At 71.3% G+C, this 15,719-nt stretch carries 12 protein-coding genes; 11 read left to right on the forward strand and 1 reads right to left on the reverse strand.

Annotated elements, in window-relative coordinates; genetic code table 11:
• Positions 1-389: 389 nt before the first annotated feature.
• Positions 390-2,399 (reverse strand): alpha/beta hydrolase family protein, encoded by a 2,010-nt coding sequence (locus OHU35_RS02300; protein WP_405504384.1) that lies wholly within the window; start codon positions 2,397-2,399, stop codon positions 390-392.
• Between the two features lie 385 nt (positions 2,400-2,784).
• Between OHU35_RS02300 and OHU35_RS02305 the strand changes: the two genes are divergently transcribed.
• The 11 genes from OHU35_RS02305 (at position 2,785) to OHU35_RS02355 (ending at position 15,696) form a co-directional block, all read left to right on the forward strand.
• Positions 2,785-4,836, forward strand: coding sequence for a non-ribosomal peptide synthetase (locus OHU35_RS02305; RefSeq protein ID WP_189725265.1), 2,052 nt, complete (start codon positions 2,785-2,787; stop codon positions 4,834-4,836).
• Positions 4,833-5,600 carry a thioesterase II family protein gene (locus OHU35_RS02310; RefSeq protein WP_229873026.1) on the forward strand — a complete coding sequence of 256 codons (768 nt, stop codon included), beginning with the start codon at positions 4,833-4,835 and terminating at the stop codon, positions 5,598-5,600. Before OHU35_RS02305 ends, OHU35_RS02310 begins: the two co-directional genes overlap by 4 nt.
• A gap of 141 nt (positions 5,601-5,741) precedes the next feature.
• Positions 5,742-6,656, forward strand: a complete 915-nt coding sequence (locus tag OHU35_RS02315; protein ID WP_267943615.1) for a glycosyltransferase family 2 protein — start codon at positions 5,742-5,744, stop codon at positions 6,654-6,656.
• Entirely contained in the window at positions 6,653-8,098 is a 1,446-nt protein-coding gene (locus OHU35_RS02320; protein WP_308400959.1) for an NAD(P)/FAD-dependent oxidoreductase, read from the forward strand. Before OHU35_RS02315 ends, OHU35_RS02320 begins: the two co-directional genes overlap by 4 nt.
• Complete coding sequence (locus tag OHU35_RS02325; protein WP_189725264.1) at positions 8,091-9,524, forward strand: aspartate aminotransferase family protein; 1,434 nt, start codon at positions 8,091-8,093, stop codon at positions 9,522-9,524. The genes OHU35_RS02320 and OHU35_RS02325 overlap by 8 nt, the downstream gene beginning before the upstream one ends.
• Entirely contained in the window at positions 9,521-9,910 is a 390-nt protein-coding gene (locus tag OHU35_RS02330; RefSeq protein ID WP_405504387.1) for a hypothetical protein, read from the forward strand. The genes OHU35_RS02325 and OHU35_RS02330 overlap by 4 nt, the downstream gene beginning before the upstream one ends.
• The gene (locus OHU35_RS02335) at positions 9,907-11,403 is read left to right on the forward strand and encodes a GMC family oxidoreductase N-terminal domain-containing protein (protein ID WP_405504389.1); all 1,497 of its coding nucleotides are present in this window, start codon (positions 9,907-9,909) and stop codon (positions 11,401-11,403) included. Before OHU35_RS02330 ends, OHU35_RS02335 begins: the two co-directional genes overlap by 4 nt.
• A gap of 408 nt (positions 11,404-11,811) precedes the next feature.
• Positions 11,812-12,720 (forward strand): UTP--glucose-1-phosphate uridylyltransferase, encoded by a 909-nt coding sequence (locus tag OHU35_RS02340; protein ID WP_405504391.1) that lies wholly within the window; start codon positions 11,812-11,814, stop codon positions 12,718-12,720.
• Between the two features lie 360 nt (positions 12,721-13,080).
• Positions 13,081-13,824 carry a hypothetical protein gene (locus OHU35_RS02345; protein ID WP_372498777.1) on the forward strand — a complete coding sequence of 248 codons (744 nt, stop codon included), beginning with the start codon at positions 13,081-13,083 and terminating at the stop codon, positions 13,822-13,824.
• Between the two features lie 394 nt (positions 13,825-14,218).
• Entirely contained in the window at positions 14,219-14,962 is a 744-nt protein-coding gene (locus tag OHU35_RS02350; RefSeq protein WP_189725259.1) for a class I SAM-dependent methyltransferase, read from the forward strand.
• Entirely contained in the window at positions 14,959-15,696 is a 738-nt protein-coding gene (locus OHU35_RS02355) for an SDR family NAD(P)-dependent oxidoreductase (RefSeq protein ID WP_189725258.1), read from the forward strand. Before OHU35_RS02350 ends, OHU35_RS02355 begins: the two co-directional genes overlap by 4 nt.
• Positions 15,697-15,719 lie beyond the last annotated feature (23 nt).

Consider the following 15,719-nt stretch of genomic DNA (forward strand, 5'->3'; position numbering starts at 1 on the left):
CCCGCGTCGCGTGGTTGACGCACGGCCCGGCGGCCGAGATCCCCATGAGCCTGAGCTCCGCTGCTCACCCTTTTGCTCTACGAGACAATATGCCAAATGTTGCCCATGCAGGCAAGGTGTTGCCTAGGCTATCACGCCGCCCTTACCACAGCATGCCGAGGTGGTGACCTTGACCGAGGCCGCAACGCATTCGGCGGGGTGGATCGCCGCATGCCGAGGCGCTCTGCTCCGCGGCCGACACCTTCGCCCATGTCGTCGTCCGCGGCTACTACGTGCTCTTCGCTTCGGCGCGGTCCTCTTCGCGCTCGACGGCGCCCGCTTCCCGCAACTGCTCACCTACACCAGCGAGATCACCTCGTCATGCCGGGGCACCGGCCAGCTCGCCTCGCTCACGCCGACAGCTCCCGGCGCGGCACCCCGGGCGGCTCGAAACCGAACACCTGGCCGTATACGGACAGTTCGGCATGCAGACAGGCCACGACGGTCTCCGCCCTGCGGAACCCATGCTGCTCACCCTCGAAGGTGAGGTAGGCGTGCGGGACCGCGCCACCCAGCCGCTCCAGGAACCGCTCCGCCTGCACGGGCGGGGTGACCGTGTCGTCGAGGCCCTGCATGATGACGAACGGCGCCCGCACCCGGTCGGCCCGCCGCAGCGGCGACACCCGCGCGTAGCGCTCGGCGGCCTGCGGCCAAGGGCCCAGCAGGTTCTCCAGATACCTCGACTCGAAGTCGTGCGTGCCGCGGTCGCGCCACTCCTCCGGGTCGAGCAGCGGGTAGTAGATGCCGGCGACGCGGTACAGGGACGGCTCGGCCGCCAGCGAGGCCGCCGCCGTCCACCCGCCCGCGCTACCGCCCCGGATGCCGATCCGTTCGGGGTCGGCGAGGCCCCGCGCCACCAGACCCCGGGCCACGGCGGCGCAGTCCTGCACGTCGACCACGCCCCAGTTGCCGCGCAGCCGCTCCCGGTAGGGCCTGCCGAAGCCGGTCGAGCCGCCGTACTGCACGTCGACCACGCCGATGCCCCGGCTGGTGAAGTAGGCGACCTCCCGGTTCACGACCAGATGACTGCGGGTGGTGGGGCCGCCGTGCGCCTGCACCAGGAACGGCGGCAACTCGCCCTCGGGAGCGGTGAATCCGGGGTTGTGCGGGAGGTGGACGAACGCGTGGACGTCCTCGCCGCCCTCGTTTCGGAAGACCTCGTGGCTGCCGTACGGCAGCCAGTCGGCGTTGCGGGAGGCCTCATGCCCCGGGCCGGCGCCTCGCAGCTTCTCCAGGCGGGGCCCCTCGGAGGCGTAGGAGTCCTCGAGGGAGCCGAAGTCGACCAGGACGACGGAGGACTGCAGCTGTGGCCCCGCCGCCGTGCCCGCGACCCGGCGGCCGTCGGTCGCCAGCTGTGCCCACTCGGTGTACGGCGACGGCACGTCGACCAGTGAGCCGTCGGGGTGCAGCACGGCCAGTCGGCGCTCGCTCGTCCCGTGCACCACGAACAGCCGCCCGTCGTCCGCCGGCAGGAACCAGCGTGCGCCGATCCGCCACAGCGGCTCGCCGAACTCCTCCGCGCGCGGGCACAGACTGCGGCTGTCCCCCTCCGGACCGATCTCGTGGAGGTTCCACCAGCCGTCCGGATCGCTCAGCGCGTAGAGCACCCCGGGCCGGTCCGGCGCCCACTCCACCTGGCCGACCGAGACGCCCGGCCCGCCCGCGATCCGCCGGGCGGGCCCCAGCGTGCCGTCGGGGCGCACCGGGGCGCACATCAGGTCCGTGGTCTCCCACGGCATGTCCGGGTGGTTCCAGCCGATCCAGGCCACCTGCCGGCCGTCCGGCGAGACCTTGGGACCGGTCATCAGGTGATGGCCGGCGCCGAGCACCCGCACCGCGCCCGGGTCGCCGGCCGCGCGGCCGTCCAGCGGCAGCGCCACCAGCGCCCGGCGGACCTCCGTGCCCGCCGGGTCGAGCAGGGTCTCGCGCAGGCACCACACCTCTTCGCCGACCCGCGCGAAGTCGGCGTAACGGAACCCGGCGGGCAGCTCGGGCTCCGGGCTGAGCGGCACCGGGTCGGCGCCCGGCACGCAGCGGTAGACGCGCTGGTCGCCGCCGTGCGTGAAGACGAACCCGGCGGAGGCGTCCGTGCCGAGGGCGAGCCAGGGGCGTCCGCCGTACTCGATGACCCGGGAGCGCACGCTCCAGCCGGCGCCGAGCAGATCGGCGACGGTGCCGTCCGGGGCCCGGCCGACCAGTGCCGAGCGGCCGCCCTCCTGAGGCCTGAGCTCGGTCCACCACACGTGCTCGCCGACGAAACCGACCCACTCGACGCGGGTACCGGCGGCCGCAACCTCGGCGGCGGTGATCGGCGAGGTCCAGGTGCCGTACGGGGCCGTCCGTACCGTTGCCGCAGCCACCCCTGCTATTGCCATTAGTTACCTCTCTGCGTTGACCCTGTTTCACGTAAGGTTGCCCATACATGCCAAGTCTGGCAACATATTGCCTGGAGTCGGGGTGGAGGAATGAAGAGGGGGCTTGATCCGCCACGTCATCCTGGTCAGCGTCCTCGCGCGTTCGTGTGCGCCCTGCGCTCGTTCCTCGTGGCGGAACCGGCGATCTGGATCGTGTCGGCGGCGCCAACCCGCTCTTCGGCGTCTCCATGAGGCCCCTCGGCCTACGCCGGACTGCCACCGCCGCATCGCAGCCGCCGCATCGCAGCCGACGCCTCGCAGCCGACGACCGTGACGGCGCGACGCGCCCCCGACACCGCACCACCACTCCACACCCACCAGAGGAGTCCCGATGACCAGGTCGCTCCAGAGCGACGTGCTGCCCGGCCGACCGGTGTCCGAGGGGTTCCGGGGCGATGAACCGGAAGCGCTCGGCCACGGTCTGCCCCTGCCCCGGGCCGAGCCCACACCGGTGCACGAACTCGTGGCGCGGTTCGCCCGGGTGACCCCCACCGCCACAGCCGTCAGCAGCGGTGACAGCGCCATCGGCTTCCGGGCGCTGGACACCTGGGCCGACCGGATCGCGTCCCGGCTGGCGCGGGCGGGGGTACGCCGGGGCGACCGCGTCGGCGTCCTGGTGGAGCCGTCCACCGCGATGGTGGCGACGGTGCTCGGCGTCCTGCGCGCCAAGGCGGCGTACGTACCCGTGGATCTCGCCCACCCTGACCGCCGCATCGCCGACGTACTGGCCGACGCCCGTGTCGGTGCCGTCGTGGTCACCCGGACCGCCGCGGACCGAGTGTCCGGCCTGGGTCTGCCGCTGGTGCCGGTGGAGGAGACGGACGGGACAGAGCTCGACGCCGCCGCGGCGAAGGCGGGCACCGCCGACGAGGACGACCCGGGAGCTGACCTGGAGGCCGACCCACTCACCGGCGACGACCCCGCCTACCTCATCTACACATCCGGCAGCACCGGCGAGCCCAAGGGCGTCGAGGTCGGGCACCGGGAGCTGGCCGCCTCGACCCTGGCCCGGCGCATGGTCTACGCCGGCAAGCCCGTCTTCCTGCTCGTCTCGCCGCTCGCCTTCGACTCCTCCGTCGCCGGTCTGTGGGGCACGCTCACGGCCGGCGGACAACTGGTCGTGGCCGGAGCCGAGGAGGCACGCGACCCCGAGCGGTTGTCCCGTCTCGTCGAACGCCACGGGGTGACCCAACTGCTCTGCGTGCCCTCCCTCTACAGCGTGCTGCTCGACGCCGCCGAACGGTACGGGATGGAGCGACTGCGCACCCTGGAGATCGTGACCACGGCCGGCGAACCACTTCCCGCTGAACTGATGGACCGTCACTTCGCCCTGCATGAACGCCCGGTGGCCTTGGTCAACGAGTACGGCCCCACCGAGGCGACGGTCTGGGCGAGCTACCGCCGCTACGACGCCCCGGGGCCGGTCTCCATCGGAGGGCCCGCCCCCGGTGTCCGGCTGTACGTGCTCGACGAGCGGCTGCGCCCGGTGCCGCGTGGCACCGATGGCGAGCTGTACATCGGCGGCGCCGGGGTGAGCCGCGGTTACTTCGGGCGTCCGGACGCCACCGCCCGTGTCTTCCTCGACGACCCCTTCGCCCCCGTGCCCGGCGCGCGGATGTACCGCACCGGTGACCTCGTCCGCTGGACCGCTGAGGGCACCCTCGACTTCCTGGGCCGTCGCGACCACCAGGTCAAGATCCGTGGTCACCGGATCGAACTCGGCGCTGTGGAGGCCGCGTTGGGCGCCCTGCCCGGAGTACGCGAGGCGGTCGTCGTGCCGGACCCGGCGGGGACCTCCCTCACCGGGTTCGCGCTGGCGCCCTCACTGCCTGGCGCTCCGGACCTGCGGGAGCGGCTCGCCCGCGTGTTGCCGGCCGCGATGGTGCCCGCCCGGATCGAGGTGCTCGACTCCTTCCCCCGCACGGTCAACGGCAAGGCCGACCGCGCCCGCCTGCGCGACCGGGCCCGGCAGCCGCACCCCGAGCCCGAGTCCGCCGCCGCGGGCCCAGCCGACCCGACCGTGCACCCCGCCCCACCGCAGCCCGGCGGTGCCGGTGCCGACGCCGACCCGACCGAAGCGGTCCGGGCGGCCTGGGCCGAGGTCCTGCAGGCGCGGGCGGTACCCGTCGACGTCAACTTCTTCGACCTGGGCGGCCATTCGCTCGCGATGTTCCAGCTCCAGGACGCGCTGGAGCGCCACACCGGCAGGCGCCCGCCGATCGTCGCCCTCTTCCGCCATACGACGGTCATGGCCCAGGCCGAGCTGATCAAGGGCGGCGGCGCTCAGGCACACGACGCCGAGGCCGAGGCCCGCCGCTCGGCAGCCCGCCGCGCCCGCGCCCTGCGCGCCCGCCGCCACACGAACCAGGAGCAGCCGAAGTGACCCCCGCGACGGCCGCCCCCACCCCTGTATCGCTTCCACCGCACACTCCCCGGGCCCGCTGGCTGCACTGCCCCGTCCCGCTGCCCGACCCGGAACGGCGGCTGGTCTGCTTCCCTCACGCAGGGGGATCCGCCGCGTTCTTCCGGGACTGGGGAGGCCGACTGCCCGGCACCGAGGTGCACACCGTGTGCTACCCGGGGCGTGCCGAGCGCATCGACGAACCGCCGGCCAGGGACCTGCGCGTCCTCGCCCACGCCGTCGCGAGCGCCGTGGAGCCTCTGGCCGACCGGCCCCTGCTGCTGTTCGGGCACAGCATGGGCGCCGCGGTAGCCCTGGAGACGGCCCGCGCGCTGGAGCGGCGCGGCATCCGCCCCGCCCACCTCGTCGCGTCCGGCTCCCGGGACGCCCCCTGCCCCGGCCCCGAGGACTCCGCCGCCGCGCAGGACGAGGACGACGAAACCGTCGTCGCCCGCCTGCTCGCACTCGGCGGCACCGACCCGGAACTCGCGGCCGACCCCGAGTTCCGGTCCCTGGTCCTGCCCTACGTCCGCGACGACGGCCGCATGTTCCACGCCTACCTGCCCCGCCCCGACGACCCGCCCCTGGGCTGCCCCGTGACCACGATCGTCGGGGACGCCGACCCCGACGCCGACCTCCGCCCCTGGTCCACGCTGACCACCGCCTCCCACCGCGAGCACGTGGTCGAAGGAGACCACTTCTACCTGGTGCCGAAGCCCCCCTTCGCCCTCATCCAAGCCCTCTGATCGACAGGCCGACCGACACCCGGCCACCGCGATCCACGACCGCACAGCGCATGCCGACAACTCCGCACCGCAGGAGGGGTTCCCATCGCTAACGACCAGCCGAGCGCAGCACCCCCGCGCTCGTTTCTCATCAGCGTCGTCCTGCCCTGTTACAACGAGGACCAGGTACTGCGGCGCACCCATGACCGCCTCGCCCGTGCCCTGCACGACCTCCCGCACGAGATCGTCTACGTCGACGACGGCAGCACCGACGGCACGTGGCCGCTCATCCAGCAGTTCGCCGACGCCCCCGGCCGCATGGTGCGCGGAGTGCGCTTCAGCCGCAACTTCGGGCACCAGGCGGCCGCTCTGGCCGGCCTCGCCGAGGCCACCGGGGACGCCGTCGTCCTGATGGACGCCGACCTCCAAGACCCTCCCGAGTTCATCCCGAGCATGACGGAGCAGTGGTTCAAAGGCTGGTCGATCGTCTCCGCGCGCCGCGCCACCCGCCACGGCGAGACCCAGCTCAAGAAGTCCACCGCGTATCTCTACTACCGCCTCCTGGCCCGGCTCAGCGACCATCCCGTCGCCCTCGACACCGGCGACTTCCGGCTCCTCGACCGCAAGGTCGTCGACTTCGTGACCTCGCTCGGGGAGAAGGACCTGTTCTTGCGCGGCGCGATCAGCTGGACAGGTTTCCCCGAGACGAGCATCACCTACGAGCGGGACGCCCGCGGCGCCGGCACCACCAAGTACACCCTGCGCAAGATGCTGGCGCTCTCGCGCACCGGCATCCTCGCCGGAGCGGCCACCCTGCCGCTGCGTATCCCCACCTATCTCGGCGCCGCCTCGCTGCTCGGCGCGGGCGCCGCGCTGGCCCGCGGCAGCGTCCGGCAGGCCGCCCCGCTCGGCGCGTTCGGGGCGCAGTCGCTGGCCTGCGGGGTGCTGGGTGAGTACCTGCTCGGCGTCTTCCGCCAGGTCCAGGGCCGCCCGCCCTACCTCGTCATGGAACGGACCGATTCGAGCCGCGGCACCACGGCGAAGACCTCCGCGGCCCGCGTGAAGGAGTTGACATGAGCATGAACCCCGGAAACACGAACCCCCGCGACACGAGCACACCGGAAACGGACGACCTGCGGGACGCCGTCGTCGTCGGCGGCGGGTTCACCGGCCTCACCGCCGCCCTGGAACTCGCCGAGCGCGGACACCGCGTGACGGTCGTGGAGCGCGAGCCCGAACTCGGCGGCCTGGCCGGAAGCTTCGACGTCGGCGACGGCCGGCGCATCGAGCGCTTCTACCACCACTGGTTCTCCTCCGACCGCGAGATGTTCGACCTGTGCGAGCGGCTCGGTGTCCCGGACGCGATCGAGCCCCACCTCACCCGCACCGGCATGTACTACGCCAACTCCGTCTACCGCCTCTCCCGCCCCCTGGACCTGCTGCGCTTCGCCCCGCTCCCGCTCCTGGACCGCCTGCGGCTCGGCGTCCTCGCCGTGCGCGGCCGGCGCGTCACCGACTGGCGCACCCTGGAGCACCGTACGGCCGAGGAGTGGCTGGTCTCGCTCGGCGGACGCCGGGTCTACGACGTCGTGTGGCGGCCCCTGCTGGAGGGGAAGTTCGGCCAGTACGCGGACCAGGTCGGGGCCACCTGGATGTGGACGAAGCTCGCGCTGCGCGGGGGCAGCCGCACCAAGTCGGGCAACGAGATCCTCTACTACCTGCGCGGCGGCAGCGAGACCCTGGTCAACGCCATGCACAAGCGGCTGACCGAACTCGGCGTGGAGGTGCTCACCCGCACCGCGGCCTGTGCGGTGACCACCGACGGCGCCGGCGTCACCGGCGTCCGCACCGAGGACGGAACGTTCCTGCCTGCCCGGCAGGTCCTGCTCACCGTCGCCCCGGAACTCGCCGCGAACCTGCTCTCCGCCGCCGGGCACGACGCTCCGGCCCACCCCGCGGTGCCCGCCGTCGCGCGGCGACTGCTCGACATCCGCTACCTGGCGAACGTCTGCCTGGTCCTGGAGAACAACCGCAGGCTCTCCGACACGTACTGGCTCAACGTCAACGATCCGTCGTTCCCCTACGTCGGCGTCATCGAGCACACCAACATGGACTCCCCCAGCCGGTACGGCAACCGGCACGTCGTCTACCTCTCCAAGTACCTGCCGGCCGATGCCGAGCTGTACCGGATGAGCGACGAGGAGGTCTTCACGTACAGTCTTCCGTACCTGCGCCGGATGTTCCCCGGCTTCGACCAGAGCTGGGTCGAGGACTACCACGTCTGGCGCGCCGAGTACGCCCAGCCCGTGATCACCCCCAACTACAGCCGTGACATGCCCCCGACGCGGACCGGCGTGCACGGCCTGTACCTGGCGAGCATGGCGCAGGTGTTCCCGGAGGACCGCGGCACGAATCACGCCGCGCGTGAGGGCCGCAGGACCGGACAGCTGATGGCCGACCGACTGCGCACCGCCGGCAAGCCGGCCGCTCCGCGAGCGGAGGAGGCCTCCCGTGCCTGAGCTGCTCACCCTCGATGATGCCGAGAACCTCGGCATCGACCAGGTCCATGACCTGTACGGAAAGTACATCAGCCGCAGCGAGGCCTCGCTCCTCGGCACCTTCGGCTTCGGCCGCGACCTCGTCGACAGCGCCGAGGGCGCGTGGATCCAGCTGCGGGACGGGCGTCGCCTCCTCGACTTCACCGGCGGGGTCGGCGTCCTCAGCCACGGACACAACCACCCCCGGATCCTCGCGGCCCGCGACCGGTTCCGACAGCGGCGGCGCATGGAGGTGCACAAGATCTACCTGTCGCCCTACGTCGCCGCGCTCGGCCACAACCTCGCCGCCCTGCTCCCGGGCGACCTGAACATCTCGTACTTCCCGAACTCGGGCGCCGAGGCCGTCGAGGGCGCCGTCAAACTGGCGTACAAGTACCACGGCGGCCGGCGCGGCACGATCCTGCACACCGACATCTCCTTCCACGGCAAGCTGCTCGGCGCCGGCAGCCTCACCGCGTCCTCCGAGATCCACTTCGAGTATCCGCGGCTGCCGGGCACGGACTCCTTCGCCTACGGTGACCTGGAGTCCTTCCGGCTCGCTCTGGAACGCCACACCGACGAGCGCGGCCGCAGCGACGTGTACGCGGTGGTGCTGGAGCCGTTCAGCGCCTCCAGCCTGCGCGAGTGCTCCGCGGAGTTCCTGTACGAGGCTCGCCGGTTGTGCACCGAGCAGGACATCCTGCTGATCTTCGACGAGGTGTACACGGGCTGGGGCAAGACGGGCCGTCTCTTCCACTTCATGCACCACCCCGGCCTGGTCCCCGACGTGGTGACGACGTCGAAGTCGTTCGGGGGCGGCAAGTCCTCGATCTCCGGCTATATCGCCCGCGAGCCGGTCTTCCGCGAGGCCTACGACAACCCGCGCGACGTCACCCTGCACAGCACCACGTACCACGGCTTCGGCGAGGAGACCGCGACGGCGCTGGAGGCGGTCGCGGTCGCCGTCGAGGAGGACTTCCCGGCGCGGGCCCGCGCTCTCGAGGCAATCCTCGTGCCCGGCCTCGCCGACATCGCCGCCCGCCACCCCAAACTCGTGGCGGGCATCGCCGGCCGGGGTGCCCTGCACGGTGTCCGGCTGCGTCCCAGAGCCCAGCTGCCTACCGCCGTACGCGACCTGATTCCCGTCCAACTGGCCAAGGATCCACAGGCGTTCGCCAAGCTGATCACCGGTGCCGTGATCGCGGCGCTCTACCGGGACCACGACATCCTCTCCTTCTTCGGCTCTACCCAGGACATCGCGCTGATCGTGTCGCCGCCGCTGGTGGCCGGCGAGAAGGAGGTCCGGCTCTTCCTGGACGCACTCGACGCCGTGCTCGACCGGGGCGCGCCCCGGCTGCTGGCGGACTTTGTGAAGGAGACTGCGACGGCGGCCAGGAGGACACGATGACGCGCGGCAGCGGGCCGATGCACGCGGCCCTGCGCGCGAGCGGCCTGCGATCGTACTGGCGGCGCCAGTACCCCGTTCTACGCGAGGCGCCCGCGATGGCAGCCGCCGAGGCGCACCTGCTGAACACCCTGCGGACGCTGCCGCTGGCCCAGCGCGCCGGATACGCGGCCGTGCTGCGAACGCTGCCCCTGGCGTACCGGCTCACGACCGGCGGACGCTCCCTGCACCGCGCGGCCGACGGTGACGCGAACGGCGCCGGGGGCGGGCGGCCGGGCCTGGGGGCGCTGGCCGTGCTGCCGGGCTTCCGTGAGGTCGTCCGGTCGAGCACCGCGCTTGCCCTCCTCGGCGCCCTGGACGGCCGTACCGGAAGGGAGGGGGCACGGTGAGGCGGGCATTCGGACGGCAGCGGAGTGTCGACACGGACGTCCTCGTGATCGGCTCGGGCGCGGGCGGCTCGGTGGCGGCGCTCGAACTGGCGGCGGCGGGGCGTCAGGTGACGGTCCTGGAGGAGGGCCCCAGGGCCGACACCGCGGCCCTCGCCGCGGCGAGCCCGGCCGAGAACATGCGCAACCTGTACCGCAACGGCGGGCTCACGCCCGTCCTGGGCACCCCCACCATCGTCTATGGCGAGGGGCGCGCCGTGGGCGGCACGACCCTGGTCAACGGCGGGCTGCTGTGGGAGCCGCCGCCCGCGCTGCTCGCGCGCTGGGCGGCGGTGTCGGGCATCGACGGCTATCGCGCGGCGGACCTCGCGCCCCATCTGAAGACGGTCTCGGCCCGGCTCGGCCCCATCGTGCAGCAGCACGGCGACGGCGGCGCCAACCGTGACTCGCGGCTCCTGGCGGTTGGCGCCGACCGCCTCGGCTGGCGCTGGCAGCACGCCCGCCGCGTCGTGCAGGGCTGTCTGCACCGCAACCGCTGCACCACCGGCTGCCCCAGCGGAGCCAAGCAGAGCATGGCCGTCAGCTACCTCCCCCGGGCCGAGGCTCTGGGCGCGCACATCCGCCCCGACACCCGCGTCCTGCGCCTCCTGCACGACGGCCGTACCGTGCACGGGGCCCTCGCCACCGGACCCGACGGCGCCCGCACCGAGTACCGGGCCCGCTCGGTGTTTCTAGCAGCCGGCCCGCTCGGCACCCCCGGCCTGCTCCAGCGCAGCCGCATCCAGCAGCGCCGCGCGGGACGGGATCTGGCGCTCCATGTCAACCTGCGGACCGTCGCGCGCTTTCCCGAGCGGGTGGCCGCGCACGACGGCACCATTTTCACCGCGCAGCTGAAGGAGTTCGGCGACCGCGGCATCCTGGTGATGCCGTCCAACGTCTCGCGCGGAGCGCTCGCCGCCGCCCTGGCAGGCCGCGACCCCGCCGAGGTCACCCAGTATCTCGACGACTACGACAGGCTGGGGGTCTACACCACGCAGGTGCGGCTGCACGGCACGGCCACCGTGCGGGCCCTGCCCGGCGGCGGGCTGCTGCTGCTGCGGCACAACATGACGGCCGTGGACCACGGCGCCCTTGTCGAGGCCTTCCGTATCGGCTCCCGCCTGCTCCTCGCCGCCGGCGCCGACCAGCTGACGCCCCCGGTGTCCTCGGCACCGCCCCTGAGCACCATGGCCGAGGTCGAGGAGTTCTGCCGCCGGGTCCGGCCGGGCGACTGGGAACTGGTGTCGGTGCACGGCATGGCGTCCGCGCGGATGGCGCAGGCGGAGCGCGGCGGGGTGTGCGACGAGCGGGGCCGGCCGTACGGCTTCGAGGGCCTGCGCGTGTGCGACGCCAGCGTTCTCCCGGGCGTCACGGGCATCAGCCCCCAGGGCACGATCATGGCATTCGCCCACGAGATCACCGCCCGATTCATCGAGGACGGGGAGCCGACGGCATGACGGACACGACGCAGGAGCGGCACCAGCGGCCGACTCTGCAAGTGCCCGCCCCGCAAACCGTGACTCTCGCCCACTGGGAGGCACGGTATACAGCACGGAGGAGGTCATCGCCCTCTACTCACTCGGACCACCGCGGTCCATGCTCACCGGGCTACTGAAACGCCCTCACCGGCGCGAGTCGACGGGCCGCGCAGACGAGGTCGAGAAACCGAAACCCGATCCGGCGGGAATCCGCAGGGCCTGTTCCCTCATTCCTGTCGACATCGACCGGTCCATGCGTGTCGGGGACACCTGTACGACGCCACCGCACCAGCGGACCTGTTGCTGCGCAGCCCCGTCCGACTGCTCGTCCACGTGTCGGCAGCAGAAGTGGCGACTGCGCCAGATCACTCGGACCAAGAAGGGCCTATGTCCAAGACCATTCGCAGGGCAGTCATCCCCGCCGCGGGGCTGGGATCCCGCCTTCTTCCCTTGACGAAGGCAACACCTAAGGAAATGCTGCCGGTTGGGGACAAGCCGGTCATCGAGCACACGGTGCGGGAGCTCGTGGCGTCAGGCATTACCGACATCACCATTGTCGTTTCAGGCGGCAAGGGCTTGATTCAGGAGCATTTCCGCCCCAATCCGGCACTGGTCTCGCAACTGCGGGAGGAGGGCAAGACCGTCTACGCTGACGCCGTGGAGGAAGTCGGCGAGCTCTCCAGGAGAGGGCACATCACCTACCTTCACCAGCAGGGCCCGTATGGAAACGGCACCCCGGTCCTCAACGCGGCGCGGAACTTTGGCGACGAACCGATACTGGTCCTGTGGCCCGACGACGTGTTCGTCGCACAAGTGCCTCGCGCACAGCAGCTGATCAGAGCCTACGAGGCGACGAGTTGTCCTGTGCTGGCCGTGATGCCGATGGCGGCGGACGACTCCCAGCGCTACGGCGTGCCCGTGGTCAAAGAGGACTTCGGGGACGGTCTTCTTCGTGTCACTGGCCTTGTGGAGAAGCCGAAGCCGCAGGACGCGCCGTCGGCGTACGCGGCCATCGGAGGTTATGTCGTCACCCCAGGCATCATCGACGAGCTTCGCGAGGAGACCAAGCGCTGGTACGAGCACCGTACCAGCGAGATCTACCTGACCGACGCCATCAACGCCTACGCCACCGCCCATGCCGTATACGGGCAGGTCATTCAGGGGAAGTGGTACGACACCGGTAATCCGTTAGCCTATCTCACCGCCCAATTCGCCGCAGCCCTTGCCGACCCGGAATACGGCCCCCACCTGCGTAAGCTGGCCGATGAACTCGACGGGCCCACGACGCCTGCCTGACCTCGATCTTTCGTGACGGTCCGTCGGATTCTCCGGCGGGCCGTTTCGGTCGTCCGAGCTGATCACGGCAGCGCTTCTGTGCCGGAGTTCGAGCGGAGATGCTTGACAATCTGGCGAATTGAGAGCGGGGCATTCTGATGCATCAAGGGCTAATTTCTCCCTGTGAGGGGAAAATCCCTGGAAGGTAATCTTGGAAGGGTCGGTTGAATGGCGATCAGAATGGTCTGCATGGTGGGCGGGGATACTTCACTGCTCGGCCCAGCCATTGAGCACTACCGGCACCTTGGCGTTGACCAATTCCATCTGGTGCGCCACACGGACAGTCTGGACGATCCAGCTGTCGCAGCGTCGGAGGAGGTCATGCGGCGGGCCGGACTGGCGTTCTCCCGGGTCGTGGTCGGGCCCTGGCACGAGCACCTGAACCCGGCGGTCATCCGGGAGACGATGAGCGAACACCCCGACGATTGGTGGGTGGTGGCCGATCTCGACGAGTTCCACCTCTACCCCGACGGACTCACCGCCGTTATCGCCTACTGCGAGCGGAACGGCTACGACTTCGTGCGGGGCGCCTTCCTCGACCGGGTCGCGTCTGACGGCACCCTACCGGAGCCCGACAAGTCGGCACCGGAGGCGCTGTGGCGCCAGTACGGGCTGGCCGGGCTTCTCACTCTGCGACTGCTCCGCGCCCGGCCCACCAAGGTCACGCTGGCCCGAGGGCGGACCGAGCTGTCCTACGGGCAGCACAACAGCTGGTCCGGCCGGGGTGTGCCGCCCGGCGACATCTACGCCCAGGTGCACCACTTCAAGTGGACCGGTTCGGCCTGTGCGCGACTGGCCCGCCGGGCGGAGTCCTATGCCTCCGGCGCCTGGGAGATCAACAATCCGGTGATCATCGAGGAGTCGCGGGCTTTCCTCAAGCACGTCGAAGTCCACGGGGGCCGGATCGATGTCAGCGAACCCTCCTTTGGGTTCCTGCCTTGCGGCGAGGCCTACACGGACTACGTGAACTGGCCCGAGGTGGCAGCCGAACTCGCCGACACATACACAGAGTTCGACGCCGGACGGGCCCGTAGGCGGCAGGCCGACCCGACGCTGCGCCTCTGACGGGGCCTGCGGTGCCGGCCGTGCCGCGGTGGGCACCGCAACGCTCCTCACGGAGCCGGCGGACAGCCGCGCCGCGGGTCCGGACGCCCCGGCCCCGGCCCCCGCGCTGCTGCCACCGAACAGCCCGTTCGTCCACCACGCCCCAGTCGGCTCCGAGTTGCCAGGTGCCGCGGCCAACGGCCGAGACCTCCCTGCCGATCCGTTCGAGCATGCGCTGTTCCACGGAACCGTCCTCGCGTCGTCGCCCCGGCCTGGCGTCACTACCGGCAGCCCCTTTGTTGCCAAATGTTGTCACGCACTTGTCGCCCTATGGCAACATGCTTCGGAGGGTGGCGCGAACGGTGCACCGCACCGTGGACGCAAGACCCGCCCACCCCCTACGGAAAGGGCTCGGATGGCGGCCAGCAGGCAGTTCGGGGACCCGGGGCTCTTCGGTGAAGCCTGGGCAGACGACTACGACGAGAAGACCCCGCTCGACCCCCGCCCGGCGGCCGACTTCCTCGCCGGACTCGCCGGCGAGGGACGTGCCCTCGAACTCGCCATCGGCACCGGGCGGGTGGCTCTGCCCCTGGCCGCGCGCGGCGTCCGAGTCGAGGGTGTCGACGGCTCCGACCGGATGATCCGGAAAATGCGCGCCAAGCCGGGAGGCGACCGCATCCCCAGCGTCGTCGGCGACATGGCGGATGTGCCTGTCGAGGGCCCGTTCACCCTCGTCTACCTCATCTTCAACACGCTGTTCAACCTCCTGGAGGCCGACCGTCAGCAGGACTGCTTCCGCAACGTCGCCAAGGTCCTCGAACCCGGCGGTGCCTTCGTCGTCGAGGCCTACGTACCGGACCCGTCGTTCTTCGACCGCGGTCAGCGCGTCGAGACGCTTGACGTCACGGAGGACTCCGCCACCATCGAGGTCTACCGTTTCGACCTCGCAGCCCAGCGCTTCCACAGCCAAAAGATCACCTTCGACGTCGATGGCGTCCACCTGCGCCCCCACGCCGAGCGCTACTGCTGGCCCTCCGAACTCGACCTGATGGCCGCCCACGCCGGGCTACGTCTCGACCGGAGGTTCGAGGACTGGTCTGGCCGCCCCTTCGGACCGGGCAGCACCGGGCACGTCTCGGTGTACCGGACAGCCTTGTGAAGCCCGGGACCATCGTCCTGGTCACCGGGGCCAACAAGGGCATCGGTCTGGAGACCGCCCGACAGCTCGCCCTGCTCGGGGCCTTCGTCGCCCTCGGCAGCCGAGACGCCGACCGCGGCGCCGAGGCCGCAGCTGTCCTCGCCCGCGACGGCATCCGGGTCCACCCCGTCACGCTTGACGTCACCGACGACGAAAGCGTGGCCGCCGCGGCCCGGCAGCTGGAACGGACCTGCGGGCGCCTCGACGTGCTGGTCAACAATGCCGGGGTGTTCATCGGGGCGAGCGCCGCCGGCACCACCGCCCCGATCATCCGCAAGACCTTCGAGGCCAACGTGGCGGGCCCGGTGGCCATGATCCACGCGACGCTGCCCTTGTTGCGCCGGTCAGCCACCCCCCGCATCGTCAACGTCTCCAGCGCCACGGCCTCTCTCGCCCTGACCAGTTCGGGCGCCGACCTGCCCGGAGACGCCTCGGTGCGGCTCGCGTACACCAGCTCCAAGGCCGCTCTCAACATGCTCACCGTGCAGTACGCCGCGGCCTTCCGGGCGGACCCCGGGCTCGCCCATATCAAGATCAACTCTGTTTCTCCGGGCTGGACGGCCACCGGCATGAACGGCTTCCGCGCGCCGCGCAGCGTGGAGCAGGGGGCCCGCGCCGTCATCACCCTGGCGGACCTGCCCGATGACGGCCCGTCAGGTGGGTTCTACGACGAGCACGGAACGCTCGCCTGGTAGGCGGTCAGCCACTCCCCCTCCAC

The sequence above is a fragment of the Streptomyces purpurascens genome (genome assembly GCF_045040895.1).
Taxonomy (GTDB): Bacteria; Actinomycetota; Actinomycetes; order Streptomycetales; family Streptomycetaceae; genus Streptomyces; species Streptomyces purpurascens.

Excerpts from the sequence above, each read along its gene's own strand:
- OHU35_RS02305 (WP_189725265.1), top strand. The coding sequence starts at position 2,785 with ATGACCAGGTCGCTCCAGAGCGACGTGCTGCCCGGCCGACCGGTGTCC.
- OHU35_RS02320 (WP_308400959.1), top strand. The coding sequence starts at position 6,653 with ATGAGCATGAACCCCGGAAACACGAACCCCCGCGACACGAGCACACCG.
- OHU35_RS02330 (WP_405504387.1), top strand. The coding sequence starts at position 9,521 with ATGACGCGCGGCAGCGGGCCGATGCACGCGGCCCTGCGCGCGAGCGGC.
- OHU35_RS02340 (WP_405504391.1), top strand. The coding sequence starts at position 11,812 with ATGTCCAAGACCATTCGCAGGGCAGTCATCCCCGCCGCGGGGCTGGGA.
- OHU35_RS02345 (WP_372498777.1), top strand. The coding sequence starts at position 13,081 with ATGCGGCGGGCCGGACTGGCGTTCTCCCGGGTCGTGGTCGGGCCCTGG.
- OHU35_RS02350 (WP_189725259.1), top strand. The coding sequence starts at position 14,219 with ATGGCGGCCAGCAGGCAGTTCGGGGACCCGGGGCTCTTCGGTGAAGCC.